Raw genomic sequence first — 25,611 nt, 5'->3', positions numbered from 1 at the left:
TACAATGGGCGCTTTGCGTCGCGCGACGGCCGTTGGGTAGCGCGACGGCGCGCTACCGCGCCGTCGAACCGACCAGCTTGCCGTTTCATTGTCCCGCGCACGCTGCACGCCGCACACCTTGAAATCCCGCTCGTCCGTTTGCCCGTTCACCCGTTCATGACGCACGCTTTTCTGTCTTCCATCGCACGCCGTATGGCGCTGCGCTCGCGCCGTATGCTCCATCGCGCAGTCTTCATGCCTAACCGCTTCGCGACGCGCGCCGCCGTCTGGCTCTGCGCCGCCACGCTCGGCGCGGGCGCGCTGCTGCCGCTGGCCGCGCAGGCACGCATCAGGGCCACACATCCGAGCGTCAACGTCACGACGGTACTGCCGCAACCGGTGATGGTCGGTCTGCACCGCGCGCACGTGCCGTTGTCGTCGATCAGCGTGGTCGTCGAAAAGGTCGGCGATCGCACGCCGATCCTCGCGCTGAACGCCGGCAAGCCGATGATGCCCGCCTCGACGATGAAGCTCGTCACCACCTATGCAGGCCTGTCGATCCTCGGCCCCGGCTACCGCTGGCGCACCAGCGCGTACGCGGACGGCCCGCTCGACGCGAACGGCGTGCTCCACGGCAATCTGTACATCCAGGGCACCGGCGATCCCAAGCTCGTGCCCGAAGAACTGATCGACCTCGTGCAGAAGATTCACAAGGCGGGCATCAACGGCATCGACGGCGCGCTAGTGCTCGACAAGCGCTACTTCGATCCGTCGACCCGCGACCTGCCCGCGTTCGACGACGACGTGAACGCACCGTACAACGTCGGCCCGGATCCGCTGCTGTACGCGTTCAAATCGCTGTCGTTCACGCTGACGCCATCGCCCGACGGCACGGTGGCGATCGACGTGCTGCCCCCGCTCGCTCAGTTGCGCATCGACAACCAGTTGCGCGCGACCAACGGCCCATGCCGCGGCGAGTTGCCGACGCCGACCGTCACGCCACAGCCTGACGGCACGCTCGTTGCGTCGTTCATCGGCGACCTGCCGGTGCGTTGCGATTTGCGCACGATCAACGTCGCCGTGCTCGATCACTCGACGTTCTTCGCGCGCGGCTTCCTCGCGCTGTGGCAGCAAACTGGCGGCACTTTCACGGGCACGACCCGCGAAGGCGCGGTGCCCGCTGGCGCGAAGCTCGTCGCGACGCACGAGGGGCCGATGCTGTCGGACATCGTTCGCGACATCAACAAGTTCAGCAACAACACGATGGCGCGCAACCTGTTCCTGACCATCGGCGCCGCCGAGGAAAGAGCGCCCGCCACGCCCGCGAAAGCCGCGCGCGCGGTCGAAGCTTTCCTGACCCGCGACAGCCTGAACACCGAATACCTGTCGCTCGACAATGGCTCGGGCCTGTCGCGCGACGAGCACATCACCGCGCTCGCGCTCGCCGATGTGCTGCAGCGCGCGAACGCGAGCCCGGTCGCGCAGGTGTTCGTCGATTCGCTGCCGATCGCCGGTGTCGACGGCACGATGCGCAACCGCCTGACCAGCCAGGGCGCGGGCGGCAACGCTCACATCAAGACCGGCACGCTGCGCGACGTGCGCGCGATCGCGGGCTACGTCGCATCGGCCGACGGCAACAGCTACATCGTCGTCAGCCTGATCAACGATCCGCATTCCGAAGCGGCGCGCGCCGCACACGACGCGCTGCTCGAATGGGTGTACGAAGGCCCGTCGCAGGGCTTCACGAAGGTCGCCGCGCCCATCGAGGAAGTGCGCGAGAAGCCCAGGAAAAACCCGCGCAAGCGCGGCGGCCACTGAGTATTCCTTCTAGCGATGCCGCGCGCGGCAAGCTTCTAACCGTGTACGCTGTCGGGCATCATGCGGTGCGCGACACCACGCGCTTGCCGTGCAGGGCGCCGGTCGTCGGACCGCGCGACCTTCACCAACGATAACGACACCACCCGCCGCGTACCGCGCGGCGGTCAGGGACCAGGAAGGGAGACACGATGCAATTCGATGCCGAATTGCTGCTGCTCGCCATGGCGCCCGTCTTTCTTGCCTGCATCGGCTGGGAGGCGTGGCACGTGAGCCGCACGCGCCCGGCCGAGCGGCTCTACAGCTGGCGCGACACGCTGTGCAACGCCGCGCTCGCGCTGCTGCAGCAGGCCGCCGACAAGCTCGCGTGGCTCGCGATCATCCCTGTCTACACGTTCTTCTACGAGCACTACCGCATTCATACATGGCCAGCGACGTGGCTGTCGTTCGTCGTGCTGTTCGTCGCGCAGGACCTGCTCTATTACGTGTTTCATCGCTGCAGTCATCGGGTGCGCTGGCTGTGGGCCGCGCACGTCGTGCATCACTCGTCGGAGCGGATGAATTTTTCGACCGCGTTCCGCCAGAGCCTGATGTACCCGATCGCCGGCATGTGGATTTTCTGGATTCCGCTCGCGTTCCTCGGCTTTGCCCCTGAGCAGATCGTCGCGATCGTGCTGATCAATCTCGGCTTCCAGTTCTTCGTTCATACGCAGGTGATCGGCAAGCTCGGCTGGCTCGAGTACGTGTTCAACACGCCGTCGATCCATCGTGTGCATCATGCGCGCAACGATCGCTACATCGATCGCAATTACGCAGGTGTGCTGGTGATCTGGGATCGCCTGTTCGGCAGCTACGTCGACGAAGATCCGCACGAGACGCCGCGATACGGCATCGTCGAGCCGCTTTACACGTACAACCCGCTGAAAGCGACGTTCCACGAATGGGCGTCGATGGCCGCGGACTTCGCAAGCGTGCGCGGCTGGCGCAACAAGTGGCGCGCGCTGTTCGCGCCGCCCGCCTGGGCCGCCGCTTATCATGCGCAGCGCGCGGTGATGCCTGGCGGCGCCAGCGGCCTCCACGCGGGATCGAACGCGCATCCCCATGCGGGTACGAACGACACCATGAGCAAAGCCACCGCCGAACTACCCGGCTTGAACCCGAACCATATGGCCGCGCTGCGGACATCGCGCACGCCGCAGAAGATTCTGTAAGCTGTCGTCACGCCGCCAACGCGGTGGACGCCGCCTGCAACACATGGCATCAAGGGCCACACATACGAGGAGATGTAGTCAACATGAATCAAACCGCTTCGAAGAAACAGCAATGGTTGCGCGTCACGCAGATCGCCGTGGCGAGCGCAGTGTTCGCAGCGCTCGCAGCGTGCGGCGGTGGCGGAGACAACAATAGTTCGAGCAGCAACACGCCGCCGGGGGGCGTCTCGCTGCAGGTCGTGTCGTTCGGCGACAGTCTGTCGGATGTCGGCACCTACCAGGCGGCGGTTCAGGCGAACGTCGGCACGGGCGGCGGCCGCTTCACGACGAATCCGGGCGAAATCTGGACGCAGAAGGTCGCCGAGTACTATGGCGGCACGCTCACCCCCGCGTACGTCGGCGGCTTCGGCAACCCGCTCACCGCGGCGGGCGGTCTCGGTTATGCGCAAGGCGGCTCGCGTGTCGATCTGCAGCCGGGGGTCGGCTTCGCGCCGAACAACATGGCCGCGACTACGGTGCCGGTCACGACACAGGTCAGCGAGTATCTGTCTGCGCACAACAACAGCTTCAATTCGAACCAGCTCGTGCTGATCAACGGCGGCGCGAACGACATCTTCGTCGCGGTGCAAACGGTCTCGGCTGCCGGCACGGCAGCGGCCACGGCGGTGCTCCAGGCCGGCGGCAGCGCGGCCGCCGCACAGGCGGCGGCCGCCACCGCGTCGGCTACGGCCACGCAGACCGAGTTGCTGGCGATCCAGACCGCGGCGACCACGTTCGTCGCCACGGTGCAAAAGATCGTCGCCGCGGGCGCGACGCATGTGGTGGTGTCAAACGTGCCGGACATCGCGCAGACGCCGCAAGGGCTCGCCGCGGGCACATCAGGCCAGGCACTCATCAACGCACTGGTTCAGACCTACAACGGCGTGCTGAAGCAAGGGCTCGCGTCGACCTCGCAGGTGATCTACCTGGACTCGTTCGCGTTGCTGGACCAGACGTTGGCCAACTACCAGGCGCTCGGCTTCACCGTGTCGAATACGGGCACCGCGTGTAACCTGACGTCGATGGCTGCGGCCGCGACCGCGTACGCGACGAAGAACCCGAGCGTGCTCGCCTCCGGCCAGACGGCGGCGGCTTTCGGCACCGCCCTCGCGTCGTCGCTGTTCTGTTCGCCGGAGACCTACACGGTGGCCGGCGCGGACCAGAGCTACATCTTCGCCGACCTCGTACATCCGACCACGCATACGGGAGCGCTGATCGCGCAGCAGGTCGAGAAGCAGATCGCTGCTAGCGGGCTTGGCAAGTAACACTGCGTCAAGCTTGCCTGGATAGCAAAAGGCCCGGCTCGTTGAACGAGCCGGGCCTTTGTCTATTTCCGGTAGCCACGCTACGCCGCGCAGCTAGCCGAACACCTCAGCGCTGCGCTTCGAATGCCGCCGCCGCGCGCCCGAGCCGATCGTTGACCGCGATCCATTCGATCGTGTCGGGCAGCTTCTCGATCAGAATCCGCGTGACGTTCGCGCGATCGAGCGCGCGCAGCAAGCCGTAGAGTTCGCGCGCATAGACGTGCGGGTCTTCCGGCGCCGCGACGAAATGCACGCCGTCGGCACCGGCCCACTGTCCCGCACGCGACGCGCGCGCGACCAGCGCGACGCGCTCGCCCGGTGCGCGCACCGCGAGCAGCGGCTCGAGTTCGCTAAACGGCAGCAGCGCGAGCGGCGTGCGCGGCGCGTAATGCGCTTTCAACGTGCCCGAGGCGCGCGGCGCGGTCGCATCCGACCCGTCAGGCAGACGCGGCGCCTCTCCAAGCACGTCGGCGATATCCTGCGGCGTCACGCGACCGGGCCTCAGCAGCGCCGGAAAGCCGCGCGACAGATCCAGAATCGTCGACTCGATGCCGACATCCGACGCGCCGCCATCGAGCACATGAATCGCGCTGCCGAACTCGTCGCGCACATGCTGCGCGGTGGTCGGGCTCACATGTCCGAAGCGGTTCGCCGACGGCGCGGCGACGCCGCCATGGCCGCCGCGCAACGCGCTGAACGCTTCGAGCAAGGCCTGCGCTACCGGATGCGACGGGCAGCGCAAGCCCACCGAATCCTGCCCGCCGCTGACCGCCGCGGGAATGCGCGCGGCGCGCTTGAGTATCAGCGTGAGCGGCCCCGGCCAGAACGCGTCGATCAGGCGCTGTGCATCCGCCGGCAAATGTTCGACCCAGTAGTTCGGATCGCCATGCGGCGCGAGATGCACGATCACCGGATGATTGGCCGGCCGCCCCTTCGCCGCGTAAATGCGCGCGACCGCGTCCGGGTTCTCGGCATCGCCGCCGAGGCCGTACACGGTCTCGGTCGGAAACGCGACGAGCCCACCCGCGTCGAGCAGGGTCGCCGCGTGCTCGATCTGCGCGGCGCTGACCGGCAACGCGTTGGTAGCGTCCTCGGCGGGTTTCTGTTGATCCGGCATGGCGCGCGCTTCAGCTGGTGGCAATGTGCAGCAGCCGCGCGCAATCGCGCGCCGCCGTGCGGGCTTCTTCGAGCGTCGACGCGGTGAAGTTCACGTGACCCATCTTGCGGCCGCAACGCGCCTCTTCCTTACCGTACAGATGCAGGCGCGCGGCCGGCATCGCGGCGACTTCCTGCCACGGCGGCGTGACCGCCGCGCGCTTCGGACCGTCCGGGAACCACACGTCGCCGAGGATGTTCAGCATCACCGCCGGCGAATGCTGGCGCGTGTCGCCGAGCGGCATGCTGGTCATTGCGCGCACCTGCTGCTCGAACTGGCTCGTCGCGCACGCGTCGACCGTGTAGTGGCCGGAGTTGTGCGGACGCGGCGCCATTTCGTTGGCGACCAGCGAGCCGTCTTCCAGAATGAAAAACTCGACGCACAGCACGCCGACATAGCCGAGTGTCTCGGCGATCCGCAGCGCGGCCTGTTGAGCCTGCTGCACCAGCGCTGGCGATGCGTCCGGCGCGGGAACGATGGTGTGCGACAGCACGCCGTCGCGATGGGTGTTCTGCGCGAGCGGATAGACGACCGACGCCCCGCTCGCCGTGCGCGCGATCAGCGCCGACACTTCGAACTTCAGCGGCAGGCGCTTCTCGAGCACGCACGGCACGCCGCCGAGCGACGCATGCGCCTCGCGCACTTCCTCGGCGTTACGCACGCGAATCTGACCCTTGCCGTCGTAGCCCATGCGCGCCGTTTTCAGAATACCGGGCAGCACCGCTTCGAGCTCGGCATCGCCCAGCCCCGCAAGCGCATCCGACGACTCGATCACGACGTGCGGCGCGACCGTCACGCCCGACGACGCGATAAAGCGCTTCTCGGCGATCCGGTCTTGCGCGACGGCGACGCAACGCCCCGCCGGGCTCACGAAGGTGGTCTTGCCGAGAAAGTCGAGGCTCGCGGCCGGCACGTTCTCGAATTCGGTCGACACCGCCGCGCATAGCCGCGCGAGTTCGGTCAGCGCCGCTTCGTCGTCGTAGGCCGCGCGCAGGTGGCGGTCGGCGACCGCACCGGCCGGGCTGGTTTCGTCCGGATCGAGGACGGCGACGCGATAGCCCATCGCCTGGGCGGCAAAGCAGAACATGCGGCCAAGCTGGCCGCCACCGACCATGCCAAGCCATGCGCCGGGCAGAATCGGTGAAACCGGTGTGTTGTCAGGGTTCATCTTGGTGGTCAGTCGCGGCCGGATACGCGTCGCGCTCGCATACCGAGCGGCGGGCACCCGGCCGGGGGTCGGACAGGGGACGTCTTATCAAACAACCGGCGCGCTTACAGCGCCGGCAATACCATCGCATGAGCCGCTTCGTTCTGGCGCACGCGGAATGCAGCGAGCTTGTCCGCGTATTCGGCGCTGGTGCCGGACAGCAGCGACACCGCGAACAGCGCCGCGTTCGCGGCGCCCGCTTCGCCGATCGCAAACGTCGCGACCGGCACGCCCTTGGGCATCTGCACGATCGAATGCAGCGAATCGACACCCTTCAGATACTTGCTCGCGACCGGTACGCCGAGCACCGGCACCGTGGTTTTCGCGGCCAGCATGCCGGGCAGGTGCGCCGCGCCGCCCGCGCCCGCGATGATTGCGCGAATGCCGCGCTCGCGCGCGCTTTCAGCATAGGCGAACATTTCGTCCGGCATGCGATGCGCGGACACGACCTTCGCTTCGTACGGCACGCCGAATTCCTGCAGAATCGCGACGGCGTTTTTCATCACTTCCCAGTCGGAACTGGAGCCCATCAATACGCCGACGACCGGCGCATCATGCTTATGGGCGGTTTGTGCTTCACTCATCTTTACGGCTTCCTTGTTTCCGGGCGATGCGCGCCTGACACGGCGCGCGCAATCAGATTAGTCGAGCTTGTGCCCGGTCAGGCGCTCGAGCGCTTCCTGGTATTTCTCACCCGTCTTTGCGACCACATCGTCCGGCAGCTTCGGCGCCGGCGGCTCTTTCTTCCACGGCTGGGTTTCGAGCCAATCGCGCACGAACTGCTTGTCGAACGACGGCGGGTTGGTGCCGACCTGGTACTGGTCGGCCGGCCAGAAGCGCGACGAATCGGCCGTGAGCGCCTCGTCCATCAGGTACAGCTTGCCGTGGTTATCGAGACCGAATTCGAACTTCGTGTCCGCGATGATGATGCCGCGCGTCGCCGCGTAATCAGCGGCTTCCTTGTACAGGCGGATCGAGATGTCGCGGATCGTGGCCGACAGCTCGGTGCCGATGCGGCGCTCCATCTCGTCGTAGGTGATGTTTTCGTCGTGGTGGCCCATCTCAGCTTTGGCAGCCGGCGTGAAGATCGGCTCGGGCAGCTTCTGCGCGTTTTGCAGGCCCGCCGGCAGTTGCACGCCGCAGACCGAACCGGTGGCCTGGTAATCCTTCCAGCCGCTGCCGGCCAGATAGCCGCGCACCACGGCTTCGACGAGGATCGGCTCGAGACGCTTGACGACCACCGCGCGCCCCTTGACCTGCTCGACTTCGTCCGGCGCGACCACCGACTCGGGCGCGACGCCCGTCAGGTGGTTCGGCACCACGTGCTGCAGCTTCTCGAACCAGAAGTTCGCCATCGCGTTGAGCACGCGGCCCTTGTTCGGAATCGGCTCGCCCATGATCACGTCGAACGCCGACAGTCGGTCGGTCGTGACGATCAGCAACTGGTCGTTGCCCACCGCATAGTTGTCGCGGACTTTGCCGCGGCCGAGCAGCGGCAGCGAGCGGAGCGTGGATTCGTAAAGGGTAGACATCGTCGTGGTTCGCTAAAAGTGGGGCAAAAAATGTGACCGGAACAAAAGGGAAACGCCGTTCCCCCGATGATGCGGGAACGGCGATCGGACGACAACCTGGCCAAACGGCTAAGCGCGCGGCCAGGCGCGGAGCCAAAACTACAGCTTAGCGGACGACTTGCGCGAGCTCGCCCGACTTGTACTTCTCTGCAATTTTATCAAGCGAAACCGGCTTGATCTTGCCAGCCTGGCCTTCGCAGCCGAATTGCATGTAACGGTCGATACAGATCTTCATCGCCGCTTCGCGCGCCGGCTTCAGGTAGTCGCGCGGATCGAACTTGCCCGGGTTGGTCGCCATGTAGCGGCGGATCGCGCCCGTGATCGCCAGCCGCAGGTCGGTGTCGATGTTGACCTTGCGCACGCCGTGACGGATACCTTCCTGGATTTCCTCGACCGGCACGCCGTAGGTTTCCTTCATGTCGCCGCCGAATTCGCGGATTTCCGCGAGCAGCTCCTGCGGCACCGACGACGAGCCGTGCATCACGAGGTGCGTGTTCGGAATGCGCTGATGGATTTCCTTGATGCGCTGGATCGACAGGATGTCTCCCGTCGGCTTCTTGCTGAACTTGTAGGCGCCGTGCGAGGTGCCGATCGCGATGGCCAGCGCGTCGCACTGGGTCAGCTTGACGAAGTCGGCCGCCTGCTCCGGATCGGTCAGCAGCTGCTCGCGCGTCATCGTGCCTTCGGCGCCGTGGCCGTCTTCCTTGTCGCCCTTCATCGTTTCGAGCGAACCGAGCACGCCCAGCTCCGCCTCGACGGTGACGCCGATCGAGTGCGCCGCTTCGACGACCTTGCGCGACACTTCGACGTTGTACTCGTAGGATGCGACCGTCTTGCCGTCGGCTTCGAGCGAACCGTCCATCATCACGCTGGTGAAACCGCTGCGGATCGCCGCCATACACACTGCCGGCGACTGACCGTGATCCTGGTGCATCACGACCGGAATGTGCGGATACGACTCGACCGCCGCTTCGATCAGATGACGCAAGAACGGCTCGCCCGCGTACTTACGCGCACCAGCCGACGCCTGCATGATGACCGGGGCGTTGACCTTGTCGGCCGCGGCCATGATCGCCTGCACCTGCTCCAGGTTGTTCACGTTGAATGCCGGAAGGCCATAGCCGTTTTCCGCGGCATGGTCCAGCAGTTGACGCATTGATACGAGAGGCATGCTTAAGCTCCTTGGATTGAAACGAATTCTTTTGCCGTCGGCATCTTTTGCGGCGATTTTATCGCGAAGCAGGCGGCGTTCCCGCGGCGACACCGGCGCTTTGGTGCGCCGTCGCACATGGACCGTGCGGGTTTCGCCGGCCTGCTTCGCTCAATCGAGCCCGTGCCGATCGAGCAGTCCTGCCTGATCAGTACGGTTCACCGACCCGCACGATCTTCAACGTGTTGGTGCCGCCCGCCTGCCCCATCGGCTCGCCGACCGTCAGCACGACCATATCGCCGTGCGACGCGTAACCCTTGCCGACCACCGTTTCGAGCGCCTGCTGCAGCGCCGTGTCGCGGTCGGTGTTGGTGTCCAGATGCAGCGAGGTCACGTTGCGGTATAGCGCCATCGCGCGTTCGCTGCCGACGCGCGGCGTCAGCGCGAAGATCGGCACGTGGGTCCAGTGGCGCGACATCCAGAGCGCGGTCGAGCCCGATTCGGTGAGCGCGACGATCGCCTTGGCGCCGAGGTGGTAAGCGGTGAACAGCGCGCCCATCGCGATCGACTGGTCGATCCGCGTGAACGTGCGGTCGAGGAAATCCTTGTCGAGCTCCGACTGCTCGGACTTTTCCGCTTCCACGCAGATCGCGGCCATGGTCTCGATGGTCTGTACCGGGTACTTGCCCGCCGCCGATTCCGCCGACAGCATCACCGCGTCGGTGCCGTCGAGCACCGCATTGGCGACGTCCGACACTTCCGCGCGGGTCGGCACCGGCGCGTGGATCATCGACTCCATCATCTGCGTCGCGGTGATCACGAACTTGTTCGACTCGCGCGCCATGCGGATCATGCGCTTTTGCAGCGCCGGCACGGCGGCATTGCCGACTTCCACGGCCAGGTCGCCACGCGCGACCATGATGCCGTCCGAAGCGTCGAGAATGCCTTGCAGCGCCGGAATCGCTTCCGCGCGCTCGATCTTCGCGATCATCTTCGGCTTGATGCCGTACGGCGCGCCGGCGATGTTCGCGAGCTGGCGGGCCATTTCCATGTCGGTCGCGTTCTTCGGGAACGACACCGCGATGAAATCGACACCGAGCGACATCGCCGTGCGGATGTCCTCCATGTCTTTCGCGGTGAGCGCGGGGGCCGACAGACCGCCGCCCTGGCGGTTGATGCCCTTGTTGTTCGACAGCTCGCCGCCGATCTTCACGACCGTGTGGATCTCCTGGCCGATCACGCGTTGCACGCTGAGCACGATCAGGCCGTCGTTGAGCAGCAGCACGTCGCCCGGCTTCAGGTCGCGCGGCAGGTCCTTGTAGTCGAGGCCGACGCGCTCGTCGTTGCCGAGCTCGCATTCCGCATCGAGGATGAAAGGATTGCCGGTGACGAGCGTCGTGCGGCCGTTTTCGAATTTGCCGACGCGAATCTTCGGGCCTTGCAGGTCGGCCATGATGGCGACTTCGCGGCCCGCCTGACGGGCCGCCTCGCGAACGTATTCGGCGCGCTGGCGATGGTCGTCGGCGGTGCCGTGTGAGAAATTGAGCCGCACCACGTCCAATCCTGCCTGAATCATTTGCAGCAGGATTTCCGGCGTGCTGGAAGCCGGACCGACAGTAGCGACAATCTTGGTGGCGCGATGCATGAGTCTCCTCGTCTGGATGAAATCGCTGGAAAGAGCGCTGCGGGGCTGCTGCGGAGTTCGCGCATCGAAAGATGCTACGTGGGGTCGCGCGCCGGTTGTGGCCGGTGTCGCTTTGTGGAGTGAGGCGGGTGATGCGGTATTCGGGACCGGCGCCTCGCGCGCCGGAGATTTGCTGTCCTGCTTGCCGGAAGGCTGTTCCGGCTGGGCCGAATCGTGTTGACCAGATCCGGCTTGTGAAGAAGTTGGCAGTTGCTCCGCGTCGGCGGCCGCGGGCGCTGTCAGCGCCTCGGCGGCCACGTCCTGTCCGGGCGTCGCCGACGCAGCGGCCGCGCGTGTCGCGCGCTCCCGTGCCAGTGTTGTCGCGTTGCCGCGCGGCGCTTTCGCGCCACGCGCCTTGGTCGACTTCGCCGCTGGGGAGCGCGTCGCCACGTTAAGCCCGCGATTCCAGAACTTCGACCGCCGGCAGCTTCTTGCCCTCGAGGAACTCGAGGAACGCGCCGCCGCCCGTCGAAATGTAGCTGACCTGATCGTGGATGCCGTACTTGGCGATCGCCGCGAGCGTGTCGCCGCCGCCTGCGATCGAGAACGCAGCCGAGCGCGCGATCGCGTCCGCGAGCGTCTTCGTGCCGTTGCCGAACTGGTCGAACTCGAACACGCCGACCGGGCCGTTCCACACGATCGTGCCGGCCTTCTCGAGCTGTGCGGCGAGCACCTTGGCCGTTTCCGGGCCGATGTCGAGAATCATGTCGTCGTCCTGCACATCGGCGACGGCCTTCACTTCGGCCTTCGCGGTCGGCGAGAACTCCTTGGCCGTGACCACGTCGGTCGGAATCGGCACCGAGGCGCCGCGGGCCTTGGCCGCGTCGATGATCGCCTTCGCTTCGGCGACGAGATCGGCTTCGGCGAGCGACTTGCCGATCTTCAGGCCGGCCGCGAGCATGAACGTATTGGCGATGCCGCCGCCGACGATCAACTGGTCGACCTTCTCAGCGAGCGACTTCAGGATGGTCAGCTTGGTCGACACCTTCGAACCCGCGACGATCGCCACGAGCGGACGCTTCGGTGCGCCGAGCGCCTTGCCGAGCGCTTCGAGCTCAGCGGCGAGCAGCGGACCCGCGCAGGCGACCGGCGCATATTTCGCGATGCCGTGCGTGGTCGCTTCGGCGCGGTGCGCGGTGCCGAACGCGTCGTTCACGTAGATATCGCAGAGCTTGGCCATTTTCTGCGCGAGCTCGTCGGAATCTTTCTTTTCGCCCTTGTTGACGCGGCAGTTTTCGAGCAGCACGACCGAGCCCGGCGCGACGTTCACGCCGTTTTCGACCCAGTTCGCGACGAGCGGCACGTCGCGGCCGAGCAGCTCGGCCAGACGCTTCGCCACCGGCGCGAGCGAGTCTTCCGGCTTGAAGTCGCCTTCGGTCGGGCGACCCAGGTGCGAGGTGACCATCACGGCGGCGCCGGCGTCGAGCGCGGCCTTGATGGCCGGCACGGAAGCGCGGATGCGGGTGTCTTCGGTGATGTTGCCTTGATCGTCCTGCGGCACGTTCAGATCAGCGCGGATGAACACGCGTTTGCCGGACAGCTTGCCTTCGGCGATCAGGTCGGAGAGACGCAATACCTTGTTCATGGGCTTGAGTATGCGAGTTGATGAGAAGGCGGTGGCGGACAGCGCGCGGGAACGAGGCGCGGCGAACTCCGGCGCTTCGGCCCAACGGCTCCGCGGGATCGGGCGCCGGCGGCCGGCCGCGGCACCAGGCGCCTTGCGGGGGCGCGCTCAACCCGGAAAAGGGCATTTTAACTGATCCCAACGGCCATCTGACCGCGACGCGGCGAATCTCGCGTATTTGACCGCGAGGCCGTCGCTGCCGCGCGGCGCGGCATCATCTCCACACTTGGAGCCGGACCATCACAGGAAGACGCGCATCAGCGTGAACACGACCATCCCGGTCACGATCGTGCCGAGCATGGTGCGGCGCCACAAAAACCAGCCGAGGCCGGCGAGGGTCGCGTAAAGCTCATGATTGGAAGCCGCCAACGACAGTCCGTCGGGTGTCGTCAACACGTCGGGCACCACCACGGCGGCGAGCGCCGCGGCCGGCGCGTAGCGCAGCATCTTCTGCACGCGCGCCGGCAGCACCGTGCGCTCGCCGCCGATCAGAAACATCGCGCGCGTGAGCGCGGTGACGAAGGTCATGCCGAAGATGGCGAGCCAGATTTGCGTTGAGGTCATCGGGAATCTCCGGCGCGATCGTTCACGCCGCGGATGCGGCGCAGGTCCGCGCGCTCGATCATCAGGTCGGCCGCGCTGCCGGCGACGATCGCCGCGATCACCGCGAACGGCAGCGCGAGCCGATACGGCAGATCGAGCGCGAGCAGCGCCACGATGGCGGCCACGCTGACTGCGGCCAGCGTGGAGCGCGTCGCGACCGCCGACACCATGATGGGCAACAGCGCGAGCGTACCGGCAAGCGCGAGCCCCCAGTTGTCCGGAATCAGGCTCGCGAGCAGGATGCCGACGATCGACGACACCTGCCACGACAGCCAGCTCGATACCGCCATGCCCCAGAAGTACGCCTCCTTGCCCGGCACGTAGCCGGTCGGAAAGCTCTTCTTGACGAAGAGCAGATAGATCACGTCGCCGTTGAAATAGCCGAGCACGATGCGCCGCCACATCGGCAGATACGAGAAATGCGGCGCGAGGCCGACGCTGAAGATCACGAAGCGGGTGTTGACCATCGCCGCGGTCAGCAGCACGGTCCACACCGGCAGCTTCGCCGCGAGGAGCGGCAGCACCGCCAGCTGCGACGAACCGGCGTAGCACAGGAGCGACATCGTGAGCGCCTGCGGCAGCGTCAGGACGGACTTGCTCGTCGCGATGCCCGTCACGAGGCCCCAGGAAAAAATCGCCATCAGCGTGGGGGCATAGGCGCGCGCGCCTTCATGAAAAGCGCGGCGATCGGTGTCGGACAGTCGAGCGAGCATCGGGCGAAGATTGCGGGCGCAGGGAACGCCGTCAAGAAGGCCGGGCCGGCGCCAGCTTGCGAGACCACCCGCTGGCGCATCCGGAGTTGATTTATGCGTGCGCTGGATTATAGCGTCCGGGGTGCGCCCAAATGCCCGTTGTGTGTGCAAAAGACGCTAAAATAGCGCTCCCGGCTATGTCCTGCGCTCATGGCCGCACCTCATAACGCACCTGCTGGAGAACCGTATGTCAATGGCCGACCGCGACGGCAAGATCTGGATGGATGGCAAGCTCATCGACTGGCGCGATGCCAAAATCCACGTGCTCACCCACACGCTGCACTACGGCATGGGCGTGTTCGAGGGTGTGCGCGCTTACAAGACGGCCGACGGCGCCACCGCGATTTTCCGCCTGCAGGAGCACACCAAGCGCCTGCTGAACTCGGCGAAGATCTTCCAGATGGACGTGCCGTTCGACCATGAAACGCTCGCCGCCGCGCAGCGCGAAGTGGTCCGCGAGAACAAGCTCGAGACGTGCTATCTGCGCCCGATCATCTGGGTCGGCTCGGAAAAGCTCGGCGTGTCGGCCAAGGGCAACACGATTCACGTCGCGATCGCCGCGTGGCCGTGGGGCGCCTACCTCGGCGAAGACGGCATCACCAAGGGTATTCGCGTGAAGACGTCGTCGTTCACGCGCCATCACGTGAACGTGTCGATGGTGCGCGCGAAGGCATCGGGCTGGTACGTGAACTCGATCCTCGCGAACCAGGAAGCGATCGCCGACGGCTACGACGAAGCGCTGCTGCTCGACGTCGACGGCTACGTGTCGGAAGGCTCGGGGGAGAACTTCTTCCTCGTCAACAACGGCAAGCTGTACACGCCTGACCTGTCGTCGTGCCTCGACGGCATCACGCGCGACACCGTGATCACGCTCGCGCGCGACATGGGCATCCAGGTGATCGAAAAACGCATCACGCGCGACGAAGTCTATACCTGCGACGAAGCGTTCTTCACCGGCACGGCAGCCGAAGTCACGCCGATCCGCGAACTCGACAATCGCAGGATCGGCGCCGGCGTGCGCGGCCCGATCACCGAAAAGCTGCAGTCCGCCTTCTTCGACGTCGTGATCGGCAAGAGCGAGAAGTACGCGCACTGGCTCACGAAAATCTGAGCGACGTTTCGAGATGCGCCGCGCTGCCCATCGGCGGCGCGCTGCAAGCACCCCGCATACAACGAGAAAGTGTCATGAGCGAAATCAAGGAAATGCCGCTGGTCGAACTGACGGCAAAAGATCTGCCGGCATATTGTCCGAACCCGGCCATGCCGCGCTGGAGCGCGCATCCGCGCGTGTTCATCGACGTGTCGCACGGCGAAGCGCGTTGCCCGTATTGCAGCACGCGCTACAAGCTGCGCGACGGCGAAGTGATCAAGGGCCATTGATCCAGCGCATCGAGCGGTCCTGAGCCGGCTTCAGCGGCACGAGGCGCGACTTTCCGATCGCGCGCTCGCCGCGCCGCAGGTTCGATCGCACGACCCGTGAGGCCCTCGCGCCGCGCGGCTTTCCGCTTTCCCCTTTTACCCATCCGAGTGCCACGCGCATCGCGCGCGGCGCTTGTTATCGACACCGGACACCCACTCTGATGCGTCGCGCGTTGGTTATCGCACCGAACTGGATCGGTGACGCATTGATGGCGCAGCCGCTGTTTGCGCGCCTCGTGAAATTGCATCCGCGCATCGTCATCGACGCGGTCGCGCCCAGCTGGGTCGCCCCCGTGCTCGAACGCATGCCGGAAATCCGCGACGTCTACGCGACCGATCTCGCCCACGGCAAGCTGCAGATGCTGCGCCGCTGGCAGCTGTCGAGCGATCTGCGCGACGTCGGCTACGACGCGGCCTACGTGCTGCCGAACTCGTTCAAGTCGGCGCTGATTCCGTGGCTGGCGGGCATTCCGCTGCGCATCGGCTACACCGGCGAGAGTCGCTATGGCATGCTGAACGTGCGTCACGCGAATCCGCGCAAGGACGCGCGGCCGCCGATGGTCGGCCACTACGCCGCCCTCGCCTATGCGCCCGGCGCCAAGGTCCCCGAAGATCTGCCGATGCCGCGTCTCGACACGGATCTGAACGAGGCGTCGCGCGTGTCGGCGCGCTTCAACCTCGATACCCGCGTGCCGCTGCTGGTGTTCTGCCCGGGCGCCGAGTACGGTCCCGCCAAGCGCTGGCCGCCCGAGCACTTCGCCGCGCTCGCGCAGATGGTCGGCCAGTCGTTCCCGTACACGCAGATCGTCGCGCTCGGTTCGCCGAAAGACGCGCCGCTCGCGCAGGCGATCGCCGAAAAGGCGCCGAACGTGCGCAACCTGTGCGGCCAGACCGCGCTTGGCGAGGCCTGCGCGCTGATCGCGCGGGCCAACGCGGTCGTCACCAACGACTCCGGCCTGATGCACGTCGCAGCCGCGCTGCGCCGCCCGCTCGTGGCCGTTTTCGGTTCGACCGATCCGCGCCACACCCCGCCCTTGTCCGAGCTCGCGAAGGTACAATGGCTTCATCTCGAATGCAGCCCCTGTTTTGAGCGCGAGTGCCCACTCGGTCATCTGAACTGTCTGAAGCAGTTGAGCGCCGAGCAGGTTTTCGGCGATTTGCGCGGCATGCTGCTCGCGCAGCGCTGAGCCGACTGGTACTTGCACGCAACACCGCACGCCCCCGAGCGCGTCGCGTCATGTTCGCGCCTTGCGGCACGGGCAAGCTGACGCCGGGGGCAATGGTCCGGCGCTCTGGACCGTCCCGCTACCGCTGACCCGCAACCGCGCGCCGCGCACTAGAGACTGACGAGCCATGCCACGTTTTGCCCATATCTTCGAAGCCGCCGCCGATACCCTGAACGCCTACTATCAGGCCGTCGCCGAGGTCAATATCGACAGCTTGATGGGTTTGTGGATCGACGAGGAGTTCGTCAGCTGCATCTGCGCGGACGGCTCGCATCTGCACGGTCTCGAGAACATCCGCAATGGCTTGCAGGCTCAGCTCGAAGCGCTGCCGGTGTCGATCGAGCCGCTCGACATCCGCGTCTACGACAGCCTCGGCACCGTCGTCTATGCGATTGCCGAAGCGCATCGTCCGGCCGATCCGACCGCCACGCCCGCGATGGTCTTCACCACCTACGTAATGGTCCACGAGCGCGGCGAATGGCGCATTGCGCATATTCACGCGAGCCCGATGCCGAACGAGGCCGCCAGCCAGTTCGCGACCAAGATGCGGCATGGCCAGGGCCCGCTGCACTGACGCGCGGCAACCGCGACAGATTCAGACTCACGTTTTTTCGCTTTTCCGCCGGTATGAGTTCGACGTTACATAAACCCGCTTCCTCCGGTACGGCCCCCGCCAAGGTGGCGGCCGCCGCCGAGGCGACCGTCGAGCTGCTGTACCGCGCGCCGCTGTGGCTGCCCAACCGGCATGTGCAGACGATCGTCCCATCGTTGTTCGCGCGCCGCCCCGCCGTGTCGTTTCGGCGCGAGCGCTGGGACACGCCGGACGGCGATTTCATCGATCTCGACTGGGTCGCACACGATACTCCGCTCACCGATACCGCCCCGCTCTTCGTGCTGTTCCACGGCCTCGAAGGCAGTTCGTCGTCGCACTACGCGGTCGCGCTGATGGCCGCCGCGCGCGAATACGGCTGGCACGGCGTGGTGCCGCACTTTCGCAGCTGCAGCGGCCCGCTGAACCGGCTGCCGCGCTTCTATCATCTGGCCGACAGCAACGAGGTCGACTGGATCCTGCGCCGCCTGCGCGCCGCGCATCGCGGGCCAGTGGTCGCGGCGGGCGTGTCGCTCGGCGGCAACGTGCTGCTGCGCTGGCTCGGCGAGCGGCAAGACGATGCGGCGCAGGTGGTAGCCGCCGCCGCCGCGATTTCGACACCGATCGACGTCCATGCGGGCGGCCGCGCGCTGTCGCAGGGCTTCGGCCTCGTCTACACGCGCAGCTTCCTGAAGACGCTGAAACACAAGGCCAACCAGAAGCTGGCGCAGTTCCCGGGCCTGTTCGATCGCGACGCGATGCTCGCGAGCCGCACGATGTACGAGTTCGACAACGTCGTGACCGCGCCGCTGCACGGCTTTCGCAATACCGACGACTACTGGAGCACCGCAACCACGCGCCCGCTGCTGCCGCTCATTCAAGTGCCCACGCTGGTGCTCAACGCGCGCAATGACCCGTTTCTGCCGGCCGAAGCGCTGCCGTCGCGACACGAGGTGTCGGCGGCGGTCGAGCTTTATCAGCCTGAGCACGGCGGCCACGCGGGTTTCATGACCGGGCCGTTCCCGGGCCGCATCGACTGGCTGTCGCGGCGCGTGTTCGGCTATCTGGAGCAACACGTCGATCATGGATGACATCGTCAAACAGTCGCTCGCCAAATGGCCGAACGTGCCGAGTTGCACGGGCTGGTTGATGCTCGACCGGCGCGGCAACTGGCGCATGCGCGACGAAGCGGCCCAGGCGAGCGGCGCGCACGGCGTGCCGATCCGGCACGAGGCGCTGCTGGGATTCATCAACCGGAACTATGAGGCCGATGAGCGCGGGCAGTGGTATTTCCAGAACGGGCCGCAGCGGGTTTATGTCGAGCTGGCTTACACGCCGTGGGTGGTCAGGTTGTCCGCGCGCGCGGATGGCACGCTCGCGCTGCACGACCAGGGCGGCGGCGCGTTCGAGCCGGCGGCGGTATTCGTCGATGAAGACGGCGGCATTCTGTTCGCCGATCGCTCGCAGCCGCCACGCATCGCAGTGCTGCACGATCACGACCTGGAGATCTTCTCCGATCACGCGACGCTCGCCGACGATGGCTCATTGAGCGGCGCATTCCACTGGAGCGCTCAACTCTCACTGCCGCTGCAACGCGTGCGACGCGATCAGGTGGCCGCGCGCTTCGGCTTCGTCGCGAGCCCGGCGGCGGCGCAGGTCTGACGCACGCGCCGGCGTGTGCCTGCGTCCACCCTACCCCTTCTCGTCGAGCCGCTCCTCCTTGTAGCGGTTCTCCATCTCGTGCAGACGCGCGTCGACGGTCGCGAGGTCGTAATAGCCGATCGTCTTCAGGTCGCGCGCGTCCTTCAACTGCCGGATCGCCGATGGCCACGCGCCCTCCAGCGCGAACTTCTCCGCCATCGCGCGATGCTGCGTCAACGCATCGCCACTGCCCGCACTCGCCTGCGCGAGATACAGCCACCACGCGGGTTGATCGGGGTGCGCCCGGGTTTCGTTTTTCGCGAGCGCCTGGGCGTCGGTGAAACGGTGCAGCGTCAGCAGCGTGCGGATATGCATGTCGATCGCGGCGTTCGACTGCGGCCAGCGCTTCTGCGCGAACTCGGCGAGACGCGCGGCTTCGTCGGGGTGACCGGCACTCCGCGCGATGTCGGTCGCGAGCACGTCGAGACTCGGCGAATCGCGCTCGGGCTCGCCTTCCGCACGCGCGCCCGAGACGAAGGTCGCGCGCGCGTTCGCGAGCGAGGCGGCCGCGTCGTCGTAGCGCTCGAGCAGCATCTGCCCGTACGCGATGCCGTACCAGTTCGCCGCGACGTTCAGCGCGGTCCGGTCCTCGATTTCCGAACGCAAACGCGAAATCTCATCCGCGTATTCGCTGCGCGAATGGCCCTGCAACAGACCCGCGCGCGCCCGCACGAAGCCGTACTCGGAGTCTTGATGCGGCTGCCGGTATGGCGCGCGGCGCGCGCGGTCCTCCATGTCGGCGATCCGCTCGCCGGTCAGCGGATGCGTGCGCGCGTAGGCCGGAATGCCGTTTTCGTTCATCGCCGCGCGGTCGAGCCGGTGGAAGAACGTCGGCATCGCGTAGGGATCGTAGCCGGCGCCGGCGAGCAGCAGAAAGCCGACGCGGTCCGCCTCCTGCTCGGCCGATCGCGAGAAGCGCAACTGGCTGTCGACCGCATACGCCTCGCTGCCGAGCGCGATCGCGCTGCCGAGGTCGCCGCTATGCGCGAGTACGCCTGCCAGCACGCCGAACAGCACGCCGACGAGCGCCGCGTAGCCGCCGCGCTCGCCGTTCGAGATCATCCGCGAGATGTGCCGCTGCAGAACGTGCCCCATCTCGTGACCCAGCACCGCCGCGAGTTCGGACTCGGTCTGCGTCGCCACGATCAACCCCGTGTTCACGCCGATGAAACCGCCCGGCAGCGAAAACGCGTTGATCTGTGCGTCGCGCACCGCGAAAAGTTCGAAATCCGGACGATAACCGCCGATGTACAGCGCGCTGGCCGCGGCCGCGAGCTTGGCGGCGACCGAATTCAGGTAGTCGCGCACGAGCCAGTCGTCGAGATAGTCGGGGTCGCGCCGTATGTCGCGCATCACGCGCTCGCCGAGCTTGCGTTCGGCCTGTGGAGTCAGCGAACCGGCGCCGCCGCTGCCGAGATCGGGCAATTGCTGCGCGACGATCGGCGCGCGCCAGTCGTTGCTGCCGGTTTTGCCGCGATTGCTGCCGCTAGCGTCGCCATTGGAAAAACGGCTCTGCGCGCCGCCGTAGGTGCCGAACACGCCGCGCGCGATGTCGGGCGGCAGGATCGACTCGGCATGCTCATCGCTCGGGCCGCTGACGAGCGGCGCCTCGGACGATGAGGTTCCCGGCGTGATGGCCGCCCCGCCGGTCGATTGCGCGAACGCGCCGGGCGGCATTGCGAGCGCGACGGATAGCAACGCAGCGAGGAATCGTTTTGAATGCATCGCGAAGCCGGTCTGACGAAGTCGAAAAACGCCGCCCGCGCCCGGAATAAGATAGCGGACAGGGGCGTCGCAGGACGCGGAAAAGGCGAAACGCAGAGCACGACACAGCGCAAGTGTAATCGGTCGCCGCGACCATTCGGGGCCACGCCGCACTGTTATGATAGGCGCCCTCTGAAGGAGTCAACCATGCCTGAACTCACTCATTTCGATGCGTCTGGTGACGCGCATATGGTGGATGTCGGCGGCAAGCAGGAGACCAGGCGCATCGCGATTGCGCGTGGCTCGATCCGCATGCTGCCCGACACGCTCGCGCTGATCCGCGACGGCAACGCCAAAAAGGGCGACGTGATCGGCGTCGCGCGGATCGCGGCGATCCAGGCCTCGAAGCGCACCGCCGATCTGATTCCGCTGTGCCATCCGCTCGCGCTGACACGCGTGAAGGCCGACTTCGAACTCGACGAGCAGATGCCCGGCGTGCATTGCACGGTCCAGGTCGAGACGTTTGGACGCACGGGCGTCGAAATGGAAGCGCTCACCGCCGTGCAGGTCGGGCTGCTGACCGTGTACGACATGTGCAAGGCGGTGGACCGCGGCATGACCATCACCGATGTGAAGGTGATGGAGAAGCATGGCGGGAAATCGGGGGATTGGGTCGCGCAAGCATGAAGCGCGGATCGACAACTATCCGGGTAGCAACATGACCATCGACGAACTGCTCAAGCAGCTACTGGCGTTTCGCGACGCGCGCGACTGGCGGCAGTTTCATACGTTGCGCAATCTGATCGTCTCCACCGGCATCGAAGCCGGCGAGCTTCTGGAGACGATTCAATGGAAGTCCGACGCGCAGATCGACACGCTGCTCAGCGATCCCGAGCAATCGACGAACCTCCGGCACGAGTGCGCCGACGTCTTCATGTACCTGCTGCTGGTGACCCATACCGCGGGCTTCGATCTCGTTGACGCGGCAGCGGAAAAACTGCAGCTGAACGAAGCGCGCTACCCCGTCGACAAGGCGAAAGGCACCGCCGCGAAGTATTCAGAGCTTTGAACTTCGAGGCGCGCAGGCCTGCCTTGGCGGGAGCATGCTCGCGCCTCCGCGGTTCGATCAATCTTCGTCGCTGTCGTCGTCCGGTACCGCATCGGCTGCCGGCGTGCCGTAGCGCTTCACCAACTGCTCCTTGAAGCCCGCGAGCGACTTCTGCTCGTCGACGAGCTGGTACAGATAGCCGAGCTGCGCGGGCCAGTCCTTCAGCTCCTCGGCGAAAATCCGCAAGCGTTCGACCGTATCGAGCGCCGCCGCGGTATCGCCAGTCAGCGCCTGCAGCACCGCGTAGCGACGCAGCACGGTTTCGCCCGGCAATAGCGCGATCGCCTGCTTGTGCATCGCGAGCTTACGTTGCAGGTTCAGCGGATTCATCGGCTGCAGCGTCGCGAGACCGTATTCGCCCCACGCGCCGAACATGAACGACGGGGCGGCGCTGTACTGTTCAGCTGGACGCTGGCCGTAGTACAGCACCTCGGCACGCGCATAGTCGCGATAGATTGGATACAGCGCGGCGAGTCCGCCGAATAGCACGACCGCGAACGCGCCGAGCGACAGATTCGCGGGCACCGCGCGCAACGGCCGCGTTTCGAGCAAGCCGAACACGAACATCGCAGGCAACAGGAAGAACATGTACTGCTGCGGATACTCGACGAGCGCATGCATCGTCAGCACGCCGATCAGCGCGATGCCGAACACGCGCGTGGCGCTTTGCGGCGCACGCACGACACGCACGAGCCACGCAACGAGACCCACGAGCACGATTCCTAGACCGATCAGACCGGTTTTCGCGAGCAGATCGACGAAGATGTCATGCGAGTTGTTGGCGATTTCGACGCCGCCCAGTTGCCTGACGAGCTCAAACTGATAGCTCGGAAATTCGCCCCAGCCGACGCCGAGCAGCGGATGCTGCTTGAACATCGTCCAGCCGTACTTCAATAGCGCGATGCGCGGCGCGATCTGGCCGGCATCCTGGAAACGCTCGGCCGCCGACTGCCCGAGTTCGAGGTGAAAGCGCGCATTGGCCCAGCGAATCACCGCATTGACCACGAAAAACAGCACCGCGAGCGCGATCGGCACCAGCCAGTCACGGTTGCTACGGCGCGATTGCGGTTCGTTGCGGGTCTGCGCGAACGCCATCCAGAAGCCGGCCACGACGATCACACCCATCTGCAGCCACGGACCGCGCGACACGGTCAGCGCGAGGCCGACCGAGAAAATCGTCGACACGAGCAGCCAGATAGGCAGCGCGATGCGGCGCGTCTGCACGAGGTACAGCGCGCCCGCCATCGCGAACGCGATATAGGTCGCGAGGTGGTTCGCCTGCGCCATGTTGCCGAACGGCCGGCGATCGACGGTGAGGTTGTACGCAACGACGAGCGGCGCCACGCGCGTTTCGAGGTGAAACAGCTGGATCACCTGGCTGAACACCGCGAACAGACCGCCGACGATCAACGCCCCCGCCGCCCAGCGCAGCGCGGTCTCGTCGAGTTTCACGCGCGCGAAGCCATAGCCCACGTGCACGGCCATCCACGCAGCGAGCAGGAAGCCCGCGCCGAGCCAGTTCATCGACGGCTTCGCGAGAGGCAGCACGAAGGTCTGCACGGCCAGCACGAGGCCGAACAGCAAGGGCACGAGCGCGACCGTGGGCGACGCGAAGCTCACGCGCGGCCGCGTGGTCGCGACCATCAGCACGACGGCCACCCCGGTCAGCAGATACAGCCCGAGCGAGGTGAATTCGGCGTAGAAAGTTGGGATCGGATACGTATGGTTGGCAACCGCATAGGGGAGGATCAACGCAAGAGCCAGCAGTACGAGAGACAGGTAGCGCGCGAAAGGGGTGGGCATCGAATCAACGGTGGGCGTCAGCAACCGGCGCACTATACAAAAATTTCGTTGCACTGTGCGCCGGTTCGGCCGAAATAGGCTGCAAATCAGCCTTTTACGTTGTGGCTACGAGTCGTCCGGTGAGCGCTCGGCCGTCGCCTCGTTCGCTCGTTCATCTGGCCCTTACGAACGGCACTCGGGCGGCGCCAGATTCGCGGCGAGCGTCGGCGCTTCACCCGGCATCGGCCCCGACCCCGGCGCCGGCAGCGACGACGCGCTCTTGCCGCTCGCAAAGCATTCCCACGTCAGCGCACCGGTCTGCACCGTGTCCTTGCTCAACGCGACGCGTGCGCTCGGCGCATCGGCGTTGTCCGGCACCGAGGGCACCAGCGTCATCGTGTTCGCGCCGGCCTGCGCGACGCGCGTCGAGTACGTGATCGTGATCTGCCCGGTGTCGTCGTCGATCTGGATGGACTCGACGTTGCGTGTGGCAGGCGGCGACGCATAACCGCCGCTGAACGCGTTGCCGCTCGCGGCGTTTTCGGCCACCGCGAGCCGCGCCGACGCCGCGAGCGACAAGCCCTCGCCGACCCGGCTGCGCGCCAGATAGTCCTGATACGCGGGAATCGCATAGGCCGCGATCACGCCTACGATCGCCAGCACGATCATCAACTCGATCAACGTGAAGCCGAGGCCGCAGCGCCGGCAGAGGCGGGTGAACCAATTCTCGCGCCAGCGTGCGCGGCGTGACCTGCGCGAGATTTGCGTCGATTGGGAGTAAGGGGAATATGGCAAGGTAACGATCATCGGCAGACTCCTGATACGAGAAACGCCCGGCCCGTGGATCGGGAACAGGCGTTTCAATCGTAGCGAGCGACGCTCGCGCGTCACAGTCAGCCGGATGGCCAGGCTTGCATTCGGACGGCATCACGGCTTAGGCAGCGGCGCACCGTCAATGCCATGCTCACACCGCCGCGCGTTTCGCGTTGCGGCGCTTCAACAGATAACCGACGATCACGACGAACAGCGCGCCCGCGATGCTCATCCCGTATTCGGCGACGGGCGTATCGAGGATCGGCCAGCGGTCGCCGGCCGGGTCGTTGACCATCAGGCCACCCGCGATCCAGCCGAGCAGACCCGCGCCGAACAGCACGATGCCCGGAAAGCGATCGAGCAGCTTCACAATCAGCTGGCTGCCCCACACGATCAGCGGAATGCTCACGACGAGGCCAAAGATCACCAGAGCCAACCGGTGCTCGTGCTCCGCGGCTTCGGCAGCGCCGGCGATCGCGATCACGTTGTCCACGCTCATCACCGCGTCCGCAATGATGATCGTCTTCACCGCCGAGATCAGCTTGTCGGCCGGCTTCACCTTGTCGTGAACGTCGTGCGCGGGCGCCAGCAGGCGCACGCCGATCCACAGCAGCAGCAACCCGCCCGCGAACTTCAGGAACGGCACGTCGAGCAGCGCGACTGCGAACGCGATCAGCACGACGCGCAGCAGGATCGCGCCTGCGGTTCCCCACACGATGCCGCGCATGCGCTGCGACTGCGGCAGGTTGCGGCAGGCTAGCGCAATGACGACCGCGTTATCGCCGCCGAGCAGAACGTCGATGACGATAATCTGAAAGACCGCGCCCCAATTGAGCGTCGTGAAGAATTCCAGCATGGAAAAAGAATAAGAAAAAATCGACCGGGCGGACAGAAACACGGCCCGAGCACGGACGAAAAAAAAACGGGGGAGTCTGCACTCCCCCGCTTTTCGGGACCGCTCGCTCACGAATGGACTTCGAAAGCGTATCAAAATCGCGCGCGCACGGCACGCGAATTCGATTTACAGCATCGCCTTCAGAAGACGCGCCATTTCCGACGGGTTCTTCGTGACCTTGATACCGCATGCGTCCATGATTTCCAGCTTCGCTTCAGCGGTGTCCGCACCGCCCGAGATCAGCGCGCCGGCGTGGCCCATGCGCTTGCCCGGAGGCGC

Annotated in this window: 24 protein-coding genes and 1 pseudogene; 11 read left to right on the top strand and 14 right to left on the bottom strand. The window is 66.0% G+C overall.

Annotation, left to right across the window (positions count from 1 at the left end; translation table 11 throughout):
- Positions 1-156: 156 nt before the first annotated feature.
- From dacB to AB3X96_RS27855, 3 genes are all read left to right on the top strand, one after another.
- On the top strand, positions 157-1,797 hold the full coding sequence (gene dacB, locus AB3X96_RS27865; protein WP_368592264.1) for a D-alanyl-D-alanine carboxypeptidase/D-alanyl-D-alanine-endopeptidase: 1,641 nt from the start codon (positions 157-159) through the stop codon (positions 1,795-1,797).
- 188 nt (positions 1,798-1,985) lie between these two features.
- Entirely contained in the window at positions 1,986-3,005 is a 1,020-nt protein-coding gene (locus tag AB3X96_RS27860) for a sterol desaturase family protein (protein ID WP_368592263.1), read from the top strand.
- An 83-nt stretch (positions 3,006-3,088) separates the two neighbouring features.
- Positions 3,089-4,309: an SGNH/GDSL hydrolase family protein gene (locus tag AB3X96_RS27855; RefSeq protein ID WP_368592262.1), complete on the top strand. Its 1,221-nt coding sequence runs from the start codon at positions 3,089-3,091 to the stop codon at positions 4,307-4,309.
- A 106-nt stretch (positions 4,310-4,415) separates the two neighbouring features.
- On the opposite strand, the gene AB3X96_RS27850 is transcribed toward AB3X96_RS27855, so the two are convergent.
- The 9 genes from AB3X96_RS27850 to AB3X96_RS27810 all read right to left on the bottom strand — a co-directional run bounded on the left by AB3X96_RS27850 (position 4,416) and on the right by AB3X96_RS27810 (position 14,056).
- Positions 4,416-5,465 (bottom strand): L-threonylcarbamoyladenylate synthase, encoded by a 1,050-nt coding sequence (locus tag AB3X96_RS27850; RefSeq protein ID WP_368592261.1) that lies wholly within the window; start codon positions 5,463-5,465, stop codon positions 4,416-4,418.
- 10 nt (positions 5,466-5,475) lie between these two features.
- Complete coding sequence (locus tag AB3X96_RS27845) at positions 5,476-6,672, bottom strand: 5-(carboxyamino)imidazole ribonucleotide synthase (RefSeq protein WP_176105145.1); 1,197 nt, start codon at positions 6,670-6,672, stop codon at positions 5,476-5,478.
- 104 nt (positions 6,673-6,776) lie between these two features.
- Positions 6,777-7,295 carry a 5-(carboxyamino)imidazole ribonucleotide mutase gene (gene purE, locus AB3X96_RS27840; protein WP_013090423.1) on the bottom strand — a complete coding sequence of 173 codons (519 nt, stop codon included), beginning with the start codon at positions 7,293-7,295 and terminating at the stop codon, positions 6,777-6,779.
- A gap of 57 nt (positions 7,296-7,352) precedes the next feature.
- Positions 7,353-8,243 (bottom strand): phosphoribosylaminoimidazolesuccinocarboxamide synthase, encoded by an 891-nt coding sequence (locus tag AB3X96_RS27835; RefSeq protein WP_013090424.1) that lies wholly within the window; start codon positions 8,241-8,243, stop codon positions 7,353-7,355.
- Between the two features lie 145 nt (positions 8,244-8,388).
- Positions 8,389-9,453 (bottom strand): class II fructose-bisphosphate aldolase, encoded by a 1,065-nt coding sequence (fba, locus tag AB3X96_RS27830; protein ID WP_090801723.1) that lies wholly within the window; start codon positions 9,451-9,453, stop codon positions 8,389-8,391.
- A gap of 187 nt (positions 9,454-9,640) precedes the next feature.
- Complete coding sequence (gene pyk, locus AB3X96_RS27825) at positions 9,641-11,077, bottom strand: pyruvate kinase (RefSeq protein WP_368592260.1); 1,437 nt, start codon at positions 11,075-11,077, stop codon at positions 9,641-9,643.
- 430 nt (positions 11,078-11,507) lie between these two features.
- Positions 11,508-12,701, bottom strand: coding sequence for a phosphoglycerate kinase (locus AB3X96_RS27820; RefSeq protein WP_013090426.1), 1,194 nt, complete (start codon positions 12,699-12,701; stop codon positions 11,508-11,510).
- A gap of 279 nt (positions 12,702-12,980) precedes the next feature.
- A complete protein-coding gene (locus tag AB3X96_RS27815) occupies positions 12,981-13,304 on the bottom strand; it encodes an AzlD domain-containing protein (RefSeq protein WP_176105140.1) in 324 nt (107 codons plus the stop codon).
- Complete coding sequence (locus tag AB3X96_RS27810) at positions 13,301-14,056, bottom strand: AzlC family ABC transporter permease (RefSeq protein ID WP_368592259.1); 756 nt, start codon at positions 14,054-14,056, stop codon at positions 13,301-13,303. The genes AB3X96_RS27815 and AB3X96_RS27810 overlap by 4 nt, the downstream gene beginning before the upstream one ends.
- 226 nt (positions 14,057-14,282) lie before the next feature.
- On the opposite strand from AB3X96_RS27810, the gene AB3X96_RS27805 reads away from it, so the two are divergent.
- The 6 genes from AB3X96_RS27805 to AB3X96_RS27780 all read left to right on the top strand — a co-directional run bounded on the left by AB3X96_RS27805 (position 14,283) and on the right by AB3X96_RS27780 (position 18,991).
- A complete protein-coding gene (locus AB3X96_RS27805; RefSeq protein ID WP_368592258.1) occupies positions 14,283-15,206 on the top strand; it encodes a branched-chain amino acid transaminase in 924 nt (307 codons plus the stop codon).
- 74 nt (positions 15,207-15,280) lie between these two features.
- Positions 15,281-15,475, top strand: coding sequence for a zinc-finger domain-containing protein (locus tag AB3X96_RS27800; RefSeq protein ID WP_013090430.1), 195 nt, complete (start codon positions 15,281-15,283; stop codon positions 15,473-15,475).
- A gap of 200 nt (positions 15,476-15,675) precedes the next feature.
- On the top strand, positions 15,676-16,701 hold the full coding sequence (waaF, locus tag AB3X96_RS27795; RefSeq protein WP_176105137.1) for a lipopolysaccharide heptosyltransferase II: 1,026 nt from the start codon (positions 15,676-15,678) through the stop codon (positions 16,699-16,701).
- Positions 16,702-16,867: 166 nt separating this feature from the next.
- A complete protein-coding gene (locus tag AB3X96_RS27790; RefSeq protein ID WP_176105136.1) occupies positions 16,868-17,314 on the top strand; it encodes a nuclear transport factor 2 family protein in 447 nt (148 codons plus the stop codon).
- 53 nt (positions 17,315-17,367) lie between these two features.
- Positions 17,368-18,420: a hydrolase gene (locus AB3X96_RS27785; RefSeq protein ID WP_368592257.1), complete on the top strand. Its 1,053-nt coding sequence runs from the start codon at positions 17,368-17,370 to the stop codon at positions 18,418-18,420.
- Positions 18,413-18,991 carry a DUF2946 family protein gene (locus AB3X96_RS27780; RefSeq protein ID WP_368592256.1) on the top strand — a complete coding sequence of 193 codons (579 nt, stop codon included), beginning with the start codon at positions 18,413-18,415 and terminating at the stop codon, positions 18,989-18,991. The genes AB3X96_RS27785 and AB3X96_RS27780 overlap by 8 nt, the downstream gene beginning before the upstream one ends.
- A gap of 30 nt (positions 18,992-19,021) precedes the next feature.
- Here the strand turns inward: AB3X96_RS27780 and AB3X96_RS27775 are convergent, their stop codons facing one another.
- Positions 19,022-20,755: a M48 family metalloprotease gene (locus AB3X96_RS27775; RefSeq protein ID WP_368592255.1), complete on the bottom strand. Its 1,734-nt coding sequence runs from the start codon at positions 20,753-20,755 to the stop codon at positions 19,022-19,024.
- A 186-nt stretch (positions 20,756-20,941) separates the two neighbouring features.
- On the opposite strand from AB3X96_RS27775, the gene moaC reads away from it, so the two are divergent.
- Positions 20,942-21,421, top strand: coding sequence for a cyclic pyranopterin monophosphate synthase MoaC (moaC, locus tag AB3X96_RS27770; RefSeq protein WP_176121772.1), 480 nt, complete (start codon positions 20,942-20,944; stop codon positions 21,419-21,421).
- A complete protein-coding gene (locus AB3X96_RS27765; protein ID WP_368592254.1) occupies positions 21,384-21,803 on the top strand; it encodes a nucleotide pyrophosphohydrolase in 420 nt (139 codons plus the stop codon). Before moaC ends, AB3X96_RS27765 begins: the two co-directional genes overlap by 38 nt.
- Before the next feature lie 57 nt (positions 21,804-21,860).
- Here AB3X96_RS27765 and AB3X96_RS27760 read toward each other — a convergent pair whose 3' ends face one another.
- From AB3X96_RS27760 to AB3X96_RS27745, 4 genes and pseudogenes are all read right to left on the bottom strand, one after another.
- Positions 21,861-23,645, bottom strand: a complete 1,785-nt coding sequence (locus tag AB3X96_RS27760; protein WP_368592253.1) for a PglL family O-oligosaccharyltransferase — start codon at positions 23,643-23,645, stop codon at positions 21,861-21,863.
- 162 nt (positions 23,646-23,807) lie between these two features.
- Entirely contained in the window at positions 23,808-24,431 is a 624-nt protein-coding gene (locus tag AB3X96_RS27755; RefSeq protein WP_368592252.1) for a pilin, read from the bottom strand.
- Positions 24,432-24,588: 157 nt separating this feature from the next.
- Positions 24,589-25,293, bottom strand: coding sequence for a TerC family protein (locus AB3X96_RS27750; RefSeq protein ID WP_368592251.1), 705 nt, complete (start codon positions 25,291-25,293; stop codon positions 24,589-24,591).
- A gap of 165 nt (positions 25,294-25,458) precedes the next feature.
- A pseudogene (locus AB3X96_RS27745) lies at positions 25,459-25,611 on the bottom strand (succinate--CoA ligase subunit alpha); the annotation flags it as partial.

The organism is Paraburkholderia sp. BR13439, assembly GCF_040948805.1.
Lineage (GTDB): Bacteria > Pseudomonadota > Gammaproteobacteria > Burkholderiales > Burkholderiaceae > Paraburkholderia > Paraburkholderia youngii.
This window is presented reverse-complemented; position numbering and strand designations above follow the sequence as displayed.

Bases quoted from the DNA above. Each gene is read 5' to 3' on its own strand.
- AB3X96_RS27855 (WP_368592262.1), top strand. From the start codon at position 3,089: ATGAATCAAACCGCTTCGAAGAAACAGCAATGGTTGCGCGTCACGCAG.
- AB3X96_RS27810 (WP_368592259.1), bottom strand. From the start codon at position 14,056: ATGCTCGCTCGACTGTCCGACACCGATCGCCGCGCTTTTCATGAAGGC.
- pyk (WP_368592260.1), bottom strand. From the start codon at position 11,077: ATGCATCGCGCCACCAAGATTGTCGCTACTGTCGGTCCGGCTTCCAGC.
- AB3X96_RS27790 (WP_176105136.1), top strand. From the start codon at position 16,868: ATGCCACGTTTTGCCCATATCTTCGAAGCCGCCGCCGATACCCTGAAC.
- AB3X96_RS27860 (WP_368592263.1), top strand. From the start codon at position 1,986: ATGCAATTCGATGCCGAATTGCTGCTGCTCGCCATGGCGCCCGTCTTT.
- AB3X96_RS27800 (WP_013090430.1), top strand. From the start codon at position 15,281: ATGAGCGAAATCAAGGAAATGCCGCTGGTCGAACTGACGGCAAAAGAT.
- waaF (WP_176105137.1), top strand. From the start codon at position 15,676: ATGCGTCGCGCGTTGGTTATCGCACCGAACTGGATCGGTGACGCATTG.
- dacB (WP_368592264.1), top strand. From the start codon at position 157: ATGACGCACGCTTTTCTGTCTTCCATCGCACGCCGTATGGCGCTGCGC.
- AB3X96_RS27835 (WP_013090424.1), bottom strand. From the start codon at position 8,243: ATGTCTACCCTTTACGAATCCACGCTCCGCTCGCTGCCGCTGCTCGGC.
- AB3X96_RS27750 (WP_368592251.1), bottom strand. From the start codon at position 25,293: ATGCTGGAATTCTTCACGACGCTCAATTGGGGCGCGGTCTTTCAGATT.
- AB3X96_RS27765 (WP_368592254.1), top strand. From the start codon at position 21,384: ATGGCGGGAAATCGGGGGATTGGGTCGCGCAAGCATGAAGCGCGGATC.
- AB3X96_RS27785 (WP_368592257.1), top strand. From the start codon at position 17,368: ATGAGTTCGACGTTACATAAACCCGCTTCCTCCGGTACGGCCCCCGCC.
- fba (WP_090801723.1), bottom strand. From the start codon at position 9,453: ATGCCTCTCGTATCAATGCGTCAACTGCTGGACCATGCCGCGGAAAAC.
- AB3X96_RS27755 (WP_368592252.1), bottom strand. From the start codon at position 24,431: ATGATCGTTACCTTGCCATATTCCCCTTACTCCCAATCGACGCAAATC.
- AB3X96_RS27845 (WP_176105145.1), bottom strand. From the start codon at position 6,672: ATGAACCCTGACAACACACCGGTTTCACCGATTCTGCCCGGCGCATGG.
- AB3X96_RS27760 (WP_368592253.1), bottom strand. From the start codon at position 23,645: ATGCCCACCCCTTTCGCGCGCTACCTGTCTCTCGTACTGCTGGCTCTT.
- purE (WP_013090423.1), bottom strand. From the start codon at position 7,295: ATGAGTGAAGCACAAACCGCCCATAAGCATGATGCGCCGGTCGTCGGC.
- moaC (WP_176121772.1), top strand. From the start codon at position 20,942: ATGCCTGAACTCACTCATTTCGATGCGTCTGGTGACGCGCATATGGTG.
- AB3X96_RS27775 (WP_368592255.1), bottom strand. From the start codon at position 20,755: ATGCATTCAAAACGATTCCTCGCTGCGTTGCTATCCGTCGCGCTCGCA.
- AB3X96_RS27805 (WP_368592258.1), top strand. From the start codon at position 14,283: ATGTCAATGGCCGACCGCGACGGCAAGATCTGGATGGATGGCAAGCTC.
- AB3X96_RS27780 (WP_368592256.1), top strand. From the start codon at position 18,413: ATGGATGACATCGTCAAACAGTCGCTCGCCAAATGGCCGAACGTGCCG.
- AB3X96_RS27815 (WP_176105140.1), bottom strand. From the start codon at position 13,304: ATGACCTCAACGCAAATCTGGCTCGCCATCTTCGGCATGACCTTCGTC.
- AB3X96_RS27850 (WP_368592261.1), bottom strand. From the start codon at position 5,465: ATGCCGGATCAACAGAAACCCGCCGAGGACGCTACCAACGCGTTGCCG.
- AB3X96_RS27820 (WP_013090426.1), bottom strand. From the start codon at position 12,701: ATGAACAAGGTATTGCGTCTCTCCGACCTGATCGCCGAAGGCAAGCTG.